Origin of the sequence: Hominisplanchenecus sp. (genome assembly GCF_046967715.1) — a bacterium.
GTDB lineage: Bacteria > Bacillota > Clostridia > Lachnospirales > Lachnospiraceae > Hominisplanchenecus > Hominisplanchenecus faecis.
The window spans coordinates 1-16,412 of the sequence record NZ_JBKVNQ010000010.1; the positions used below are offsets into that span (position 1 = coordinate 1).

Here is a 16,412-nt window from a genome sequence, read left to right on the forward strand (position 1 = left end):
ACTTTTTTCATCTTTTTGATTCCGTCCCCGGATCGTCTGGATGATTCCCTGACTGGCTGTATCTCGCAGGCTCCGTTGTTTCTGCGTTTCCGCCGCAACGTTTGATATCTTACCACTTCTCTTTCTTTTTGTCAACAACTTTTTTGATTTATTTTTCTCAAGTTGTTTTTCAAAGAATTAAGGGCATAAAAAAATATCTTAGAATGTTGAACGGAGAAGGAGGGATTTGAACCCTCGCACCGCGTAAACGGTCTACACCCTTAGCAGGGGCGCCTCTTCAGCCACTTGAGTACTTCTCCTGAATCAGCAATTCGTCTGATATTGTGCTCACATCTCTGTGACGCTCATTTATTATAATAAATTCATTTTGAAATGTCAACTGATTTTTTGCTTTTTCTTTATTTATTTTTTCAGGGTTCACTTGCAAAGTGAAATTTACTTTTTTCAACTCACCTATTCTTCTTCCATGCATCCAGTATGTCTGTATCCTCATTTGAACGCAGAGAAGCACCTGCCGAAGTCATCTCACATCTGACATAAAAATATGGACAATTCCTTCTTGAATATAATAAGAAATTGCCCATATCAAATATTTATTCTTCTTTATTTTTTCAGATACACATCACTGTACTGAACACCAAACTGCAGTGCCGCCTGATGGTTATTCATATAGATATCTACATGTCCATATGGCGTTCCCAGATCTTCTACTGTATAGACCTGTCCATTGATGATCAATTCGGTTCCAAATGGCAGTCCTGCCATAGCTACCGTATGATCGATCGTCGGCATTGCTCCGCTCGCCGTAGGTCCGCCTGACCAGACTCCGCAACAGATCGGACAGCTGCAATATGCTGTCAGCTTAAATTTGCCAAGGTATGAACCATATTCTGTGTTCTTCGCTATAACAGCATTATCATAGTAATCTGCTGCCATATCCTTTTTCTTCAATGCATCCAGTATGTCTGTATCCTCATTTGAAATAATACGGACTGCCCATACTGCATCGTTTTCATTTACAGTGCTTTCTATAATGCCCGTGGCACTGCTGTGTGCCTCGATCGTTCCGCCGTCACCAGTACTCATAACTACATGATAAATATAGCCATCCGATCTCTGATAAAAGATCAGATCGCCCGGCAATGCATCTTCTACCGGTATTTTGGTGGCACATTCTGCCTGGTCTTCCGCCACACGCGGAATGCTGTAACCAAATTCTGCATAAATGCTCTGTACAAAACCGGAGCAGTCTGCCCCTTTTGTCAGACTGGTACCTCCCCATACATAAGGATTACCCAGGAACTGCTTCGCATATTCTAACATAGAGGTGCGGATCAGTCCTGATACAGAAGCTTCTTTTACGGAAGTTACCGTGTAATAGCAGGCTTTGTTGTCTTCCGGTTTTACTTTTGCTTTAGCAAGGGCATAAGTATCCTCGCCTTTTTCTTCGATCTCTTTTTTCACTTTTTTCCCGGTTTCGAGCTGCTTTGTCTGTACAAATCCCCTGACATCATCTGATTCTACATAACTCCATTCCTGATCCTCATCATCCAGAATATAACACAGTCCGCCTTTTTCCAGTGTACCTACTACCTCCGGCTCCTGGTCCTTTTCTGTATCTTCACTCTTCTCCGATTTCCGATCTGTGCTTTTCTTTTTCTCGGATTCCTGTGTTTCACTTTCCCCGGAAGCACTGTCCGGCGTTTCGCTCTCTTTCGCAGAATTATCCTGCGTTTCGCCCTCTGTCACACTGCTGCTCTGTTTTTCACTTTCTGAGGCAGTACTTTCCTGCGTTTCTTTTTCTGTTTCTTCCTTTTTATTGTTCTTAGTTTCTTCCTGCGGAATAGAATCATAGATCTTGATTCTCTTTTTTGTCAGGGCGTATTTCTTTTTGGCTACTGCTTTGTATGCAGTTGTCTGTGTATGCAGAAACGCCTTATTTTCATAAGCTTCTTTGAGAACTTCGGCTGTCTCTATATTCTTTTCTTTTTTATGCTTTACATAACGTTCCGCTTTTTCGTCTGCCCATACATATTTTGCTTTTATGAAGCCTCTGGCTTTTCCGGATTCTACATAATACCATTCGCCATCGTCGTCTTCTTCCAGAATATGCAATACGCCAAGTGCATTGATCTTTCCTACTTTATCGGATTTTGTATTTTTCTTTTCATAGAGATAAACATCATCTCTTTTTGATACAGCATATTTCTTTTCTACCTGAAAGAAACGAAAAGTCTGTTCTACTTTTGGTGACTCTATTTTCTGCTCTGTTTCTGTTTCCGTTTCTGTCTCAGTCTGATCGCTGCTTTCTGTCTCAGTTTCCGTTTCGATTTCAAACGGCATCTCTTCTATGGATACAAAACCTGCTTCTCGCTCTGTCGCTGCTTCGGTTTCCTGAGTTTCTGTCTCGGTTTCGGTTTCCGTCTGTGTCTCAGTTTCCGTTTCAGTTTCTGTCTCTGCCTCTGTCGCACTGTTGTCTTTTTGTGGTGCTGCATAGGCAGAAATGCCAACGGCTGAAGAAAGAAACAGGACGGCTGCTGCCGCTGCTATGTTTCGTCTATACATTTATTGCTATACTCTCTTTCTTGCTTTGATATATACTGCTGCCGAACCTGCCATCAGAAGAACCATAGCCGGGATATTGGTTGTATCGCCTGTCTTTGGTGCGTTCTGTGTTGTCGTCGTGGAACTCGAACCTGATGTCAGTGTGGAAGGCGATGCGCTTGTTGATGCCGTTGTGGACGGTGTGGCGGTTGTAGAAGGTGTCTCCGTTTCCGTCTCTTCATCGTCATCCGGCTGTGCTACCATACTTGCTGTCTCCACTTCAGATGTCAGATTGGTCGATCCATTTCGTAATTCATCTACGGTCATGCTGATATTGAACTGCTGACCGGTTGTTGCATTGCCTGTCAGATTGAACCAGAGATCTACCAGAGTTCCTTTCAGCTTTTTCGGTGTTGTTGATGAAAATTCAATCACAATCTTACCTTCCGTTCCAGCACTGTCTGTCGGCTTGATAACTTTGATCGTCATACCTTCCAGTGCGTCGCTGTCCTCCGCATTGGAATCATCGTATTTCATCGCATTGGTATCATAGTTAATCGTTACTTTTCCATATGTAATCTCTTTTGTGCTGGATACGCTGTAAGTTGCTGAAATGCTCTCTTCTCCGCTGTATACCTCATCCGGCTCAAATTTGAATGTAACGTCCTTCTGTCCGGTTGTTGTTCCGGATGTCGAACTGCTTCCTGATGTGGAGCTGCCGGATGATCCATAAGCAGAGCTTCCTGAAGAAGAACTGCTTCCCGATGTTGAACTGCTTCCTGCCACACGGTTTGACGGTGTAGTGGAAGTCTGACTCTCTTTCTGAGTGGACGTCTGTGGCACTGCAAGGCTTTTGCCTGAACTTGATGTACTTGTCGTACGTGCCTGTCCTTTTGACGCAGATTTCTTTTCACTCTGGAGTTTAAGATAATCTGCATATTCTTTTTCCAGGTCGTATTTCTGGATTGCTTTTTTCAGTTCTTTCTCTGTGTCTGCTTTCAGAACGGTAACTGCCTTCACTTCCTTGCAGTCTGTAAACACCAGATTATTTTCCAGCTCACACTGGTTGAAGATCACAACCGTCTGTGGAACAAGCTCTGCTACCTCATAGACCATATCTTTCTGCATATCACTCAGTTCTACGGTTGGATATTTCTCGATTTCTGAATCTTTGTCTGTCTCGGATTCTGTCTCTGTTTCCGTTGCTGTTTCACTTTCAGATTCTGTCGTTTCTGACTGAGTTTCTGTTTTAAATTCAGTTGTATTCTCCGTCAGTGCCTCTGTCTCAAACTCTTCATCTGAAAATTGAAAAACAACCGCTGCCAGTTCCGGCACCTGATTTGCATCGATTTCTTCTTTTAATTCTTCGATCGTTACTTTTTTTACTTTTGCTTTTTCGGTTGTTTTATCTTCTTTTTCTCTTATATAAACAAAAGAATCTAATCCGTTTTCTTCCGGATCTTTCTCTTCTGTCTGCTCTGAAGCTGTCTCCTGTGTCTGCTCGGTATCCGCAGACTGTACAGTCCCTTCTTCTGCAGGCTGAAATCCAGCCTCTGTATTATCCCCTTCTGCTGCATATACTGTGACAGACATTGCAAGTAAAGCGGATGCTGTCAAAATGGTGCAAAGTTTATGCATTCTTTTTTTCATTTATTTCCTCCTCATGCTGCAATGCAATTTAGCACTGCGATGCTGCTCTGGTTACTTTTACCAAGCAGCACGATTTTTATTCCTAATTTATAGTATATTTATCTAAATGTAAAAGTCAATGTAAAAATCTCCTCTGTTTTGTTTGAAAAGCATGTTTTACATTTCTTTCACAAAATGACCATATTTTTGAGCTTTACGCAGTAATGTAATCAGACATAATGGAATGAGCACTCCGGCAATCACATAACTGATGTGCAGACCGTAATCTGAATGTGGAAATTTTCCAATTTTTTCAGCATCTGTAATGCCATACACTGACGAATAAACACGATCCACGATCTTAAATCCAAGAAAATGCAGTGCCATAATGTGAAAGCTTTCTTTTCCGACCAGTGAGAAAAATTTTTCTGTATATGGATTTTTGCCAAGTATTTTTGCAAGCCCAATACAGAAATAAATACCAAGCAAGGTCACCGGATAAAAAAGTACCGGATGTAAGATCTGATTGACCGAAAGTTCAATACTTCCCGGCATACGATTTAAGATTCCAAGAATCACGGCAGCACTTAAAATAGTTCCATACCAGGTAATCCCTTTGTCGAGTTTGTCCCATTTCTGTTTTGCAAAGTAACCAATGTACATAATCGGAACCGCCAGAATTGAAGTCTGTATCCAGTATTCCCAGGTCAGCTCCCGACTGTTTGCATATAATGCAACAGCAGCAAACAGAATACAGATGATCTTATGCCAATATTCCGGTTTTTTACTTTTTTCTGCTTTGCTGAATGCAATCGCAAACAATGCTGTTCCGATAAAAAACATTGGCAGGAACCAGCAGGCTCCCAGCAATTCTTCGGTGTATTTCATCAGCAGGCTCTGTACGATGCAGGATACCATTTTGCTGATGCTGTAATGTTCGGTGCTGCTGATCATTTTGACCGACACCAGTGTGTTATGTAACAGCGTAAACACGGTATTATAAAGAAACAGCATACCGCCAAGCTTCAAAAGCCGCTTGCCGATATACTGTTCCGGGTGCTCATGGTATTCTCTTTTGTAAAAAAATCCCGCCACAAAAAAGAACACCATTAAATGATAACTGTATACAAATTCTCCCACACTGACGTTCAAGGCTGGTATCATGATTGAATAGCAGCAATGTCCCATCACAATAGAAATGATACCTATCGCCTTTACAATGTCCATTGTTGAATTTCTTTTTCCCTGCATTTTTCCTCTCCCTTAGCCTCTTGCTCCTCTGACAAAACGCTCCAAAACATCTGTGATAACTGTATTCTTCATCAGAATCAAAACAACTGCATAAACCAGTCCCGATACGATCACCGATACAAGAATCAGATAAATCTGATTTTCAATAACTTTTGCAGCCAGCATACAGCAGATCACAATCCCCACACAGCCAATGATCGTTGAGATCAGATTTCTTGCTGTGCAATTGATCTTTATGATTTTTCTTGACTCGTATGCGGATATTACACATACACATACTTCTGCGATAATCGTCGTAAAAGCCGCTGCACTTTCCTGATATCTTGGAATCAGGATAAAATTCAGTACAATATTTATCACTGCACTGAGGATTGTCGCAAACATAACAATTTTTTCTTTTTTGTAAGAAATCAACACACAGTTGGAAAAAAAGTTTGCAAAGACAGCAAAGACAAGGGCAATGCTGAGCAGCTGCAGCGGGATATAGGCTTCGCTGAAAGATGCTCCGGCAAACTCTTCTACAATTGGCTTACTCAGACAAAACAGTCCCACCATCGCCGGACAGCAGATTGCTACCATATAATCGATCAGTTTTCTTCCCAGCTGTAATATCTTATCTTTTTCCTGTGTTCCAATATAAAATGCGAATCTTGGAATAACAACTGCCACGACTGCATTAAGAACCTGTTTTACAATCTTATATATTTTGGCCGCTGTTCCGTAAATTCCAACGTGGTAATCATCTGTCAGCCATCCAAGAATTGTTGTGTCTGAGCTGATATAAATGGTAGCTGCAATCGTTGTCGAAAACACGATCATAATCGGTTTTAAATGTTTCAGCGGCGGCTTTTTTACCAGATGCAGCTGCACATATTTCCTTGCGTGGAAAAACATAAATAATCCGGAACCGCTGCTTGAAATAACGGAAATAATAACATACTTGTAAAGGTCATCTGCACTGTGTACAAACAGCAGCATCAGGATGATAGATACGAACTGAAGAATAAACGTAACAAACGTAATATAACCAAAATCTTCATATATATTATAAATCCAGACAACGCTCAGCGTTGCCAGCAGAATTTCCAGGCTGAGGATCCCGATCACGATATTATAGCTCTTCAGCTTGTCTACAAACATAAGTGCCAAAAACAACAGGATATACGATACGATCGTTGCATAAAGATTGATAGAAAAAATCTCGCTTGCGAACTGATTCATTTTTTCCTGATCGCCCCGGTATTTTGTTCCTTCTCTTACTGCATAAGTGGTGATGCCAAGAGCTGCGATCAGAGAAAAGTAGCTGATAACCGATACGGAAAAATCGTATTTTCCAATCGCATTTACCTGAAGTACTCGTGTGATATACGGAAATGTGATCAGTGGAAATACCAGAGACAATACCGTTTTCATAACATTGAGCACTGCGTTTAATTTGATTGACTTTTCTTTCATGTTCCCTGCTCCTTATTTCTCTGACAGCCTTTGTTTGCCTGTTACCAGAAAGTATAACAGCCAGTAATGCTTCTTATCAAATAAGTACCAGATCAGCCAGCCTGGCTTCGACTGCTTCTTAAATGCTTTCGTTTTCTTTTTATCTGTCGGTTGCTGAAATACTGCTGCTGTGCGGAAATATTTTAAAAGCTCGATTCTTTTTCCAAACGGCATTTTTACTTTTTTCGGGCTTACATAACGCACGATCGTATAAATTCTTCTGGAAAGCTCTTCCACCCAAAATGCCGGAATCTGTGTTTCAATACCGGTCTGTGTTACCAGTCTGCTTTTATTTTCCAGACACTTCATCAGCGAAGTGATATTGTTAATGTCTGTCTTTCCGCTTGTACTGTGTGCATATCGCATGATCCACACATAGTAAGTCTTCGGATTCAGTACAACACTTGGGCTGCACAGATATATTTTCGTTATAAAATCCAGATCTTCATATCCAAACTTCATGGTTTCATCAAAATCAATCTGATTTTTCTGTAAAAAAGCTCTCCGGTAAATACCGGCCCAGATTCCTTCTCCGGCTTTGTTGATCTGATCAAAATTTGCAGCAAACTGTGAACTGCTGTATACACCTGCTTTAAAAGAAGTCTTTTCTTCTGCGATCACTTTGCCGTCTTTGACCGTGCGATAACTTCTGGAATAACGCACCACATCTGCATCATATTTTTTTGCAAGTGCATAATTATCTTCTAAAAGTCCCGGCAGATAGATGTCATCATTATCACAAAATGCAATGTATTCTCCGGCCGCTTCTTTTAATCCTGCATTTCGTGCAGAACAGATCCCGCCGTTTGTCTTATGGATAACTTTTATTCTGGTATCTTTCGCTGCAAGCTGATCGCATATTTTTCCGCTTCCATCTTTTGATCCATCATCCACAAGGATTAATTCAAAATCCGAAAAAGACTGTTTTAAAATGCTCTGTGCCGTTTCCGGCAAATATTTCTCCGAATTATATACCGGAACAATTATACTGATTTTAATATCTGGCATATTTCTGTCTCCCATAGTCTATAATCCAAAGATCTGTGAGTTTTCCTTTGCTTCCAAAATGGCACGGAAAATATAAAAATCAGATGGATTTGTAATCTTGATATTTTCGGTCGGACCTTCGAGTGTGTGAAGAGTATGGCCAAATTCTTTCATCAGACTTGCAGAATCAATCCTGTCAGTTTTATTTTCTTTTATCGCCTGACGATGCACATCAAGAATATCTTTCAGGTAAAAACTCTGCGGTGCTTTTGCTGTATAACAGCTTTTGCGGTCGATGATATTCGTAATCTCCTGTTCACCGCCAACCTGAATGATCGTCTCTGTTGCCGGTGTTACCGTGATCGCATTTCCCTTTTCTTTTACCATATTGATATTGTCATGGATTAATTTTCCGGATATCAGGGGACGTACTCCATCATGGATCAGAATGATGTCATCTTCATTCTCTGAAATCTCTTCTGCTGCACAAAGTCCATGATAGATGGATTCCTGACCGCAGGAACCGCCCGGCACAATTTTCTTTACCTTTGTGATACGATCCCGGTCCAGAAGATCTTCCAGATATTCAATATAGTCTTTCAGACATACAATCACGATTGCATCAATCGCTTTACATTTTTCAAAATGCTCGATCGTATGAATGATGATTGCTTTTCCGTTCATCTCAAGGAACTGCTTTGGCAGACCTTTTGTATTCATCCTCACTCCGGAACCTCCGGCAAAGATCAGTCCGATATTCATTATTCTTTATTCTCCTTCATATAAACATTGAAATCATGCGATATCCTCTTATTTTCCGGAGGAAGCTGCATATAATCTCCGTACAGTTGTGTCAGATAGAAATCCCAGCATTTTGGTGCCGGAAACATATGTCCTTCAAATTCTACTTCCACCGGCTCTAAAAATTCTTTCGGCATTTTCTCCTGCGGTCCATACCCCCACAGAAAACCGCCCACATACGGCGACTTGTCGATCGGATACTCTTTTGATATCGCATTTAATTTATTGCAGAGTTTTTCCGTGTTGAGATGTTTGCAGATCGGGATCAGGACTCGCTTTGCAAGTGCCGCATACCAGGTAGCTCCTTTTCCCATTTCGCTGTAAGCCGTCAGTAGTATAGTCTTATAAAATTTAATTTTCTTAAATTTCTTTGCGATAATTTTTTCGTCATCCGGCATACCATCCAGTGGAAAAATATCGATCCAGATACCCGTTGTAAATTCTTCAGAAAGATACTTTTCTTTCAGTACCGTATTCGTATTGATCAGTTTGATAAACGGATAGATAGAATTACCAGATTTCCAGGAAACAATCTTTTCCACCGCATCTTGTTTCTGCTTTTTTTCCAGTCTCAAAAGCTTCTCAAAATCTTCACGCGGCATCAGAACATCGATATCATCATCCCACGGAATGAAACCTTTATGACGGACTGCACCAAGAAGTGTTCCTCCGCACAGGTAATATCTGAGCTTGTATTTTTTACATATCTCATCCAGTTTTAATAACAGGTTCAGTTCTATTTGTTTGATTTCTTCAGAGCTTAATTTTTTATTTTTCATCTGATAATTCCTCTCATTGTTTCAGCTTTACTTTTATCAGATCCTGCTTACCAGAAAAAACAGCAGCCTGTCCAGTCCGATTTTTCTCAGTCTTAAGATCAGCCATGTTGTATATCTCTTTTTTGCCGGTTCTGATTTTAAATACTTCAATGCAATGTATTTGTTTTTGCAGATATCTCTGTCTATTTTATTGAGCAGTTTATTATACTGAATATATAATTCTTTCATTTTTTTTCCGCCGCATCCCTGACCATTATAAAGCATATTTGCCGTCAGTCCGGATACCAGGCAATAATTTAACAATGGCTGAGTCTCTCTGTCACACTTTACGGTATCAGCCAGTTTGTTCACTGTCTGAAAATATTCTTTTACGATACCGGTTCGGTCGCTCTTGCTGCTCCTGGTAATAGACTCGCTATTCATATAGTAATAGTAACCGGAATATGCCATAAGTTCAACAACCGGATGACATGCCAGACATCGATACATAAATCCTTCATCTTCGTAGCGTCTTACTCCATAAAAAGACAGATGATTATCTTCCAGAAATTTTCTCTTATATACTTTTGTGCAGGCACTGACATTCATCCATACAAATGTATCATCGTTGACATCGATCGGTGTTTCCGATAACTTTCCGTTTACATCACGGATATAACCGCCAACAATGATATCTGCATCTTTTTTCTGTGCTGCATGCATATAAGTTTCCAGAAAATTTCGTTTCAGATAATCATCACTATCAATAAAGGCAATGTATTCCCCGGATGCCGCCTTCATTCCTCGATCTCTTGCAGCACCCAGGCCCATGTTTTGTTCCCCGTATAATATTTTTATTTTCTGCGGATATTCTTTCTGCATCTGCTCTATAATAGAAATGCTCTGATCCTGACCACAGTCATCCACACATAAAATCTCAAAATCCTGCCAGCTCTGATCCAGAATACTTTTCAGGCATCGTTTTATATATTGCTCTACATTATAAACCGGAACAATCACAGATACTTTGCTCATTTTTCCTCCTTGTCCGCTTCTTTGTTCTTTTTATTTTCATCTAATGCTATTTTCTGTACCAGCTCCTGTATTTTGTACTGAAGCTGTGAAATTTCAAGTGTCAGATTAAATGTCTTAATTAAAAGGATAAAGATAACAAAGAGAAATACCATATTTGCTGGAGACTGGATGCCCAAAAGGTCTGCAAGCCAGAACATCGGATCCGGGAAGACTGCCACCAGTATCAGCAGCAGTGAAAAAATGATCCAAAAAATAGAGTTTTCTATCTGCAGTTTGAATCTTCTCACTCTCTTCATAACGTTCATCATACTGAGCATGGATATGACAACCAGAATAATTCTTAAATAGATCGACATATTGACTCCCTTCTTAGTCTGCTTTTCTGCGTTTTCTGAAATTCTGGATAAACAGAATCGAAAGCATCATTCTGAGCATATAGGCGATCGATCTTGTCAGATTCAGATAACTTTCTCCTGCAGTTCTTTCATCCATTTTCACCTGCACATCCTTAACGGAAGCTCCCTGTTTGATCATGAATGAAATGGTATCCGGCTCTGGTCCGTAGTTGATATTGGATGCAAATTCGTGAATGATCTTCTTACTGTACATACGCATTCCGGAAGTAGGATCGGTCAGTACCTTCCCGGTTGAAAATTTGATTGCTCTTTCGATCATACGATTTCCTAACATTCGCATCGAGAATGGTTTTTTCTCCGTCACAAAACGGGAACCGATCACAATATCATATCCGTTTTCAATTTCTTTTAAAAGATCTTCGATATATTCCGGTCTGTGCTGCCCGTCCGCATCAAACTGGATCGCACAGTCATAACCTTCCTGATCTGCATATTTCAGTCCTGTCTGGAAAGCTCCTGCAAGTCCAAGATTGACCGGCAGGTCTATGATATTGTAGCCTTCCTGGTGACAGATCTGCGATGTGCTGTCTGCGGAACCATCGTTTACAACTACATAGTTATACTGTGGATAATGATCGATCAAATTAGACACTACTTTTTTGATATTTAATTCTTCATTATATGCCGGAATAATCACTAATACCTTCATTTCTCTTCCCTCTGTTGTATGTTATTTGATTTCTCACTTAAACGATAAACCCTGACAAGCGGTTTTGCAACCCATGCCGGCCAGAATTTTCGAAACATTTCGTAGTCTTCTCTCCAGCGGATATCTCCATGAATGATTTCTGTCGTTGTTGATTTTTCATGAATACGATGATACATACCTATGTCTGATATATAACAGAAAGATCCCTCTTCTCTGGACTGCTTCTCCAGCATCATCCAGTCTACGTTGCTTGAGAATCTTACTTCAAACGGATCCCCCTTAAATTTTTTCCTGATGTAAGTTGTCGCCGGACAGCAGACCGGATTGCCGAACCTCAGAAAAAGGCGTTTAAAAAATCGCACATTCTGGAATCCCTGAACTCGCATCGGCAGCAGCAGAATACGTTTGATCGTGAGCAGCGTTGATTTCTGAACTTTTTCTCCATCTCTGAGTTCACCATAATCGGTAAACACAACAATCGGATCTTTACCTTTTTTCAGTTCTCCGAAAATCATTTTCAAATAATTCGGTTCATAGATATCATCCTGATGGGCGATCGTGATATAGTCTGTTTTTGCCTGTCTGTATGCAAAATTCCAGTCCTGGGCAATCCCGCCTTCACCTGTATTGATGTACAGCGGAATCTCATATTTCTCTGCCAGTCCCTGTATCCATTCATTCGGCGTTGAAGTAGCCATTATGATATTGCTTTTGACCGTCTGATTTTTTAGAGAAAGTATGCATTCCTCTAAATATGGACTTTCTTTGTATGCACAAATTGCAAACGTATGATCATTTCTTTTTGTCATTCTATTCCCCTATATTAATCTTCCCTGCAGCAATAATTCCCATACCGCTGCAATTTGCAGTATATTTGCAACAATAAATGATAGTTTTGCCAGTCCGTATTTACTGATTTCTACTTTTATCTTTGAATTTGAAAGCAATAATGCTCCAAGATAAATAAGCGGCAGATAATATCTTGCCTGCACACCGGCGATACTTGCCTCTCCTACCGGCGTAAAACTTAAATACATTGCACTCCAGATCAGCATTACCGTGATCAGAAAAATGCCCCACATCAGGATTCGTTTCCATATTTCACAATTTGCCAGTCTGCTGCTGCCCTTTTCTTTCTGAAAAACCAGCAGGGTCAGCATCGGAAGCAACAGGATACTCCATTTATCTGCAAGTGTTCCCCTTGATGCATAATTTAAAAACATCAGATTTCCGAAGAAATAATTATCGGAATCTATATTACCCAGATTTCGGAAATTGTCCAGCTGGAAAATACTTCCGAACATAAGCCGGATACTTGCCAGCGGATGTTTTACCATAGATACCAGCTGTCTTACAACGCTGGTATCTCCGCCTCGTGAATCGCCGCCATAAGCAATATTCCCTGACACTGTATTGGAAATAACCGGTAATACAAACGTTGCCATAACTACCAGGAATAATACTCCGATTCCGATCAGGAATAAGATTTTTTCTTTTTTATTCTTTTTATAAAACTGCGGCAGCAGAAGCATCAGCAATACCAGTGGAATATAAACTGCTTTTGAGAGGCATCCGACGGACATCATAAATATTGCTCCGATCACAGAAGCTGTATGATAATACTTCGTTGACTGGAAAAATGCTTCTCTTGACCACAGGACACATCCCAGTGTAATGAACGAGAACACAACGCTGTCATACGTATAAGACGATGCCAGAAACAGCGGCGTCGGAAGCATCGCTACAAACGCCAGCAGTAATTTTCTGCTCTTTGCAAGGCGAATCGCCCAAAACATCACAATCACATACATCAGAAGATTGCCGAATTTTCCAAGTGCAAACACTGCCGAAAATGGAAGTTTCAAATTCTTTCCGATAAACAGAAAAACTGCCATCGGGATATATGCAATTTTATCATAAGAAATTCCTGACGTTTCCTGTGTCTCTTTCATAACAACTTCCGTGCCATGTTCATCCATATATGCTTTCAGAAGTTTATATTCTTCCTTTGTATTACATTTTGGATTAATGCGGTTCATAATGTTAAGTCCGGCTTCTGTCCATTCTACATTATGCCCGCTGGCAATTCGATAAGAATCCCGGAAATGAATCTGCTCGTCCCAGGAATTGCAGGTTGGCTGGGCCGCTGCAATGATCAACATGCCAAAACTCAGTGCAAATACTGCGAAATACCATTCTGTCTTCTTGATAAATTCTTTTTCAAAGAAAGTACAGTAAATCATCGCTCCGATCAACAGTATAAAGAAATAACGATACAGATTAATGTCTGCTTTATTGGACAGAGATACTTTTGTCAGTTCTGCATCCTTATTCTTCTTCATGGTCATCTTCAGATAGGTGACTTTTTTGTTGATGCTGGTTGAATATTCCGGCAGAAGTTTATTTACACAGTCATGATATTTTTGCTCTGTTTCTTTGCCAAAATCATTGATTTCTTTTGTTTCTATATCATAGAACTCTTCATCTTTAAAATGCCCCTGCACATGGAGCATCTGAATATAAAGTCCTTTTGGAGCAGAAAATATAACCTGATATTCTTCCTGACCTGCACTCTCGCTGATGTACATATGATCGGTAATATCCAGATCATATGCATGTCCCCATGCAGACCGGTTTGCAAAAATCTCTACCAGCACTGCCAGCAGAATCACAACAATCGCAGCTATCAGTCTCTTATGTTTCTTAATATTATTCATGTTCTTTCTCCCTCTCATTCATACATATGATCAGGCTAAAGACAAAACTCATAGCCAGTAAAAATGCACAGGCCCATACATATGGTCGTTCTGGGTCTAAAGTTTCCACAATATAAAGAATTCCATTATAGTTCTGATAATTTGCATTGGTATAATCCAGAAAATATTCATCTGCCTTATTACCATATAAAGAAATCCTTGTCTGCGATGAAATTCCACTTCCCTTTATTTCCAGCGTATAATCGCCATTGCATACTTCACCGTTTCCAAGAATCAGTTCTTTTGGTTTAATTTCATTCTTATTGACAAGAGCAAACAGCTCCTTCACTGCAACCGTCTGTTCTGAAATAGTCTCTCCATCGTGCTTCAATGAACATACAAGCTCTCCATCGGTATTTTCTCCCGATACATAAAAAAAGAGAGCTATGCCATATAATTTTTCATCGTACAATGAAAATTGGATCTCAGCTGTTCTGCTGTTCGTGACAGCTCCAAGCTTTGGTATGGTATTTAAACTCTTGTATCGTTCTATGTCCGTATTGGTGTAGGCCGCATTCTTTCGGTCAACGGTAAAAACTACAGACCATAAAAGTGCCAGTACAAGAAATACATTTACTCCAAGCATGACAGCTTTTCGCTTTTTGCCCATAAACATCCTCTTTCTCCTTTAATCTCTGGTTATTGATTATAACAAACAATACTGTTAAAAACAAGACCCGAAAAACTACGCAGCAGTAATATGTACTCTCCCATAATTGATTTAATAATATAAATGTGAGTGAATTATGATTCCTTCAAAAACAGAAGTAATATTTGACTGATTTCCTTTTTATTAGTAAAATACTCAGAAGAGAGGAGCGATCTATAATGTTAAAAAAAGCGATTGCCTGCCTGCTGGTTTTAGCCGGTGTATGTTCGTTTCACACCAGTGCAGCAGACAGTAAAAACGAGCAGTTCGTAAATGTAAATGTTTTTAATAAAGTATATTATGGAACCGTTACGAAGAATGCTGATGCCGGAGAAGCTATTTTCACTCCTGCCGGTAAATCCGCTGATTTTCTTCAGATAGAAGGAAGATGGGATGACGATGCTTTTTCCGGTGACTGTGTCATTTCTTACAAAGATGGAGAATCAGCAGAAGTTCAGTACAAAGACGGTCTGATTTCAGGAAAAATAAAAGAAACAGACCCTGACGGCATTTTTTTGAAATATTCTTCCATTGCCGGAAAACCATACAAAAAAATTACATCCTATTCTGCCGATTCCAAAGCAGCATCTGTAGACTGGTTTTATCTTTGTACTCCAATCTCAGAATGGAAAGCAAATGCCCGGTCTATACCTTATAAAGAATTAACAGAAAATCCTTACGATCACGTTGATCATCCAATTGAGGTTGAAGGTGAAGTTCAGGAAATCTACGAAAGCACAAAATATGCCTATTTCAAGATCAAAGATGATGCCGGCAATCCTTATCTGTTTCGTGCAGTAACATTAAAAACAGATAAATTTGCTACTCCATGTATTCCAAATCTTTCCGTAGGTGACAGGATAAAAATTTACGGCGTTTATAATGGTTTGTCCGAGATTTCGGACAGCTCTACCATTTTATATCACCGCCTGCTCGGTTACAAAAAGTCATTTGATTCCTTTAAGGACTGGATTATTTCAGAAGATGCCATGAAACAATACAGCGATCTGGTATCCGTTACGGATGTCGAAGCTCTTGATTCTCTTCCGGAATTTACCACGATCTGTGGGGAGATTGAAGACGATGACACCACCGCTGATCCGATGCACCTGACGAAAGATTACAGAGAAATCTGCAAATATCCTCTTTATTATGCTGACTCAAAAGTTTCCGTAACCGGCAAAGTTGTATATGAAAATGCTGATGCTGAGTCAAACAATCTGGTTATGCTGTTATCTGAAGAGGGCACAGGACATATCTATTCATTATCCATGAAAATGAAAGACTATGTTTCCTATCTGGATAAGAAGATCACCTGCTCAGGAACCTTCAATGGAAATAACAAGATTCCTTACTGCAATCCGAACAGTCTCTCTGTCGGGTATGCACTTTTTCCAAATATTACTGTTGACAAGATTCAGGATTGATTTCTTTAAAAGGAAA

15 protein-coding genes and 1 tRNA gene are annotated in these 16,412 nt (G+C 40.0%); 1 reads left to right on the top strand and 15 read right to left on the bottom strand.

Annotated elements, in window-relative coordinates:
* Positions 1-211 precede the first annotated feature (211 nt).
* The 15 genes from ACLTL4_RS02400 to ACLTL4_RS02470 form a co-directional block, all read right to left on the bottom strand.
* A tRNA-Ser gene (locus ACLTL4_RS02400) sits at positions 212-299 on the bottom strand.
* Positions 278-472 (bottom strand): hypothetical protein, encoded by a 195-nt coding sequence (locus ACLTL4_RS02405; RefSeq protein ID WP_412291289.1) that lies wholly within the window; start codon positions 470-472, stop codon positions 278-280. Before ACLTL4_RS02405 ends, ACLTL4_RS02400 begins: the two co-directional genes overlap by 22 nt.
* A gap of 131 nt (positions 473-603) precedes the next feature.
* The gene (locus ACLTL4_RS02410) at positions 604-2,565 is read right to left on the bottom strand and encodes an NlpC/P60 family protein (RefSeq protein WP_412320185.1); all 1,962 of its coding nucleotides are present in this window, start codon (positions 2,563-2,565) and stop codon (positions 604-606) included.
* Between the two features lie 6 nt (positions 2,566-2,571).
* Positions 2,572-4,194: a hypothetical protein gene (locus ACLTL4_RS02415; RefSeq protein WP_173896685.1), complete on the bottom strand. Its 1,623-nt coding sequence runs from the start codon at positions 4,192-4,194 to the stop codon at positions 2,572-2,574.
* 156 nt (positions 4,195-4,350) lie between these two features.
* A complete protein-coding gene (locus ACLTL4_RS02420) occupies positions 4,351-5,424 on the bottom strand; it encodes an acyltransferase family protein (RefSeq protein WP_173896686.1) in 1,074 nt (357 codons plus the stop codon).
* A gap of 12 nt (positions 5,425-5,436) precedes the next feature.
* Positions 5,437-6,879 carry a flippase gene (locus ACLTL4_RS02425; RefSeq protein ID WP_022118204.1) on the bottom strand — a complete coding sequence of 481 codons (1,443 nt, stop codon included), beginning with the start codon at positions 6,877-6,879 and terminating at the stop codon, positions 5,437-5,439.
* A 12-nt stretch (positions 6,880-6,891) separates the two neighbouring features.
* Entirely contained in the window at positions 6,892-7,926 is a 1,035-nt protein-coding gene (locus ACLTL4_RS02430; protein WP_173896687.1) for a glycosyltransferase family 2 protein, read from the bottom strand.
* An 18-nt stretch (positions 7,927-7,944) separates the two neighbouring features.
* Positions 7,945-8,667 carry an IspD/TarI family cytidylyltransferase gene (locus ACLTL4_RS02435; RefSeq protein WP_022118206.1) on the bottom strand — a complete coding sequence of 241 codons (723 nt, stop codon included), beginning with the start codon at positions 8,665-8,667 and terminating at the stop codon, positions 7,945-7,947.
* Entirely contained in the window at positions 8,667-9,485 is an 819-nt protein-coding gene (locus ACLTL4_RS02440; RefSeq protein WP_022118207.1) for a LicD family protein, read from the bottom strand. The genes ACLTL4_RS02435 and ACLTL4_RS02440 overlap by 1 nt, the downstream gene beginning before the upstream one ends.
* Before the next feature lie 36 nt (positions 9,486-9,521).
* On the bottom strand, positions 9,522-10,499 hold the full coding sequence (locus ACLTL4_RS02445) for a glycosyltransferase family 2 protein (protein ID WP_215660345.1): 978 nt from the start codon (positions 10,497-10,499) through the stop codon (positions 9,522-9,524).
* Positions 10,496-10,855, bottom strand: a complete 360-nt coding sequence (locus ACLTL4_RS02450; RefSeq protein ID WP_022118209.1) for a DUF2304 domain-containing protein — start codon at positions 10,853-10,855, stop codon at positions 10,496-10,498. The genes ACLTL4_RS02445 and ACLTL4_RS02450 overlap by 4 nt, the downstream gene beginning before the upstream one ends.
* 13 nt (positions 10,856-10,868) lie before the next feature.
* Positions 10,869-11,564 (bottom strand): glycosyltransferase family 2 protein, encoded by a 696-nt coding sequence (locus ACLTL4_RS02455; protein ID WP_022118210.1) that lies wholly within the window; start codon positions 11,562-11,564, stop codon positions 10,869-10,871.
* Positions 11,561-12,373: a glycosyltransferase family A protein gene (locus ACLTL4_RS02460; RefSeq protein ID WP_022118211.1), complete on the bottom strand. Its 813-nt coding sequence runs from the start codon at positions 12,371-12,373 to the stop codon at positions 11,561-11,563. Before ACLTL4_RS02460 ends, ACLTL4_RS02455 begins: the two co-directional genes overlap by 4 nt.
* Before the next feature lie 9 nt (positions 12,374-12,382).
* A complete protein-coding gene (locus tag ACLTL4_RS02465; protein WP_173896690.1) occupies positions 12,383-14,281 on the bottom strand; it encodes a DUF2142 domain-containing protein in 1,899 nt (632 codons plus the stop codon).
* Positions 14,274-14,930: a hypothetical protein gene (locus tag ACLTL4_RS02470; protein ID WP_173896691.1), complete on the bottom strand. Its 657-nt coding sequence runs from the start codon at positions 14,928-14,930 to the stop codon at positions 14,274-14,276. The genes ACLTL4_RS02465 and ACLTL4_RS02470 overlap by 8 nt, the downstream gene beginning before the upstream one ends.
* 218 nt (positions 14,931-15,148) lie before the next feature.
* On the opposite strand from ACLTL4_RS02470, the gene ACLTL4_RS02475 reads away from it, so the two are divergent.
* Positions 15,149-16,396 carry a hypothetical protein gene (locus tag ACLTL4_RS02475; protein ID WP_173896692.1) on the top strand — a complete coding sequence of 416 codons (1,248 nt, stop codon included), beginning with the start codon at positions 15,149-15,151 and terminating at the stop codon, positions 16,394-16,396.
* Positions 16,397-16,412 lie beyond the last annotated feature (16 nt).

What these genes read in the sequence shown, in the direction of transcription:
- ACLTL4_RS02465 (WP_173896690.1), bottom strand. Translation starts at nt 14,281, where the DNA reads ATGAATAATATTAAGAAACATAAGAGACTGATAGCTGCGATTGTTGTG.
- ACLTL4_RS02440 (WP_022118207.1), bottom strand. Translation starts at nt 9,485, where the DNA reads ATGAAAAATAAAAAATTAAGCTCTGAAGAAATCAAACAAATAGAACTG.
- ACLTL4_RS02470 (WP_173896691.1), bottom strand. Translation starts at nt 14,930, where the DNA reads ATGGGCAAAAAGCGAAAAGCTGTCATGCTTGGAGTAAATGTATTTCTT.
- ACLTL4_RS02455 (WP_022118210.1), bottom strand. Translation starts at nt 11,564, where the DNA reads ATGAAGGTATTAGTGATTATTCCGGCATATAATGAAGAATTAAATATC.
- ACLTL4_RS02405 (WP_412291289.1), bottom strand. Translation starts at nt 472, where the DNA reads ATGCATGGAAGAAGAATAGGTGAGTTGAAAAAAGTAAATTTCACTTTG.
- ACLTL4_RS02445 (WP_215660345.1), bottom strand. Translation starts at nt 10,499, where the DNA reads ATGAGCAAAGTATCTGTGATTGTTCCGGTTTATAATGTAGAGCAATAT.
- ACLTL4_RS02415 (WP_173896685.1), bottom strand. Translation starts at nt 4,194, where the DNA reads ATGAAAAAAAGAATGCATAAACTTTGCACCATTTTGACAGCATCCGCT.
- ACLTL4_RS02420 (WP_173896686.1), bottom strand. Translation starts at nt 5,424, where the DNA reads ATGCAGGGAAAAAGAAATTCAACAATGGACATTGTAAAGGCGATAGGT.
- ACLTL4_RS02410 (WP_412320185.1), bottom strand. Translation starts at nt 2,565, where the DNA reads ATGTATAGACGAAACATAGCAGCGGCAGCAGCCGTCCTGTTTCTTTCT.
- ACLTL4_RS02460 (WP_022118211.1), bottom strand. Translation starts at nt 12,373, where the DNA reads ATGACAAAAAGAAATGATCATACGTTTGCAATTTGTGCATACAAAGAA.
- ACLTL4_RS02475 (WP_173896692.1), top strand. Translation starts at nt 15,149, where the DNA reads ATGTTAAAAAAAGCGATTGCCTGCCTGCTGGTTTTAGCCGGTGTATGT.
- ACLTL4_RS02450 (WP_022118209.1), bottom strand. Translation starts at nt 10,855, where the DNA reads ATGTCGATCTATTTAAGAATTATTCTGGTTGTCATATCCATGCTCAGT.
- ACLTL4_RS02435 (WP_022118206.1), bottom strand. Translation starts at nt 8,667, where the DNA reads ATGAATATCGGACTGATCTTTGCCGGAGGTTCCGGAGTGAGGATGAAT.
- ACLTL4_RS02425 (WP_022118204.1), bottom strand. Translation starts at nt 6,879, where the DNA reads ATGAAAGAAAAGTCAATCAAATTAAACGCAGTGCTCAATGTTATGAAA.
- ACLTL4_RS02430 (WP_173896687.1), bottom strand. Translation starts at nt 7,926, where the DNA reads ATGCCAGATATTAAAATCAGTATAATTGTTCCGGTATATAATTCGGAG.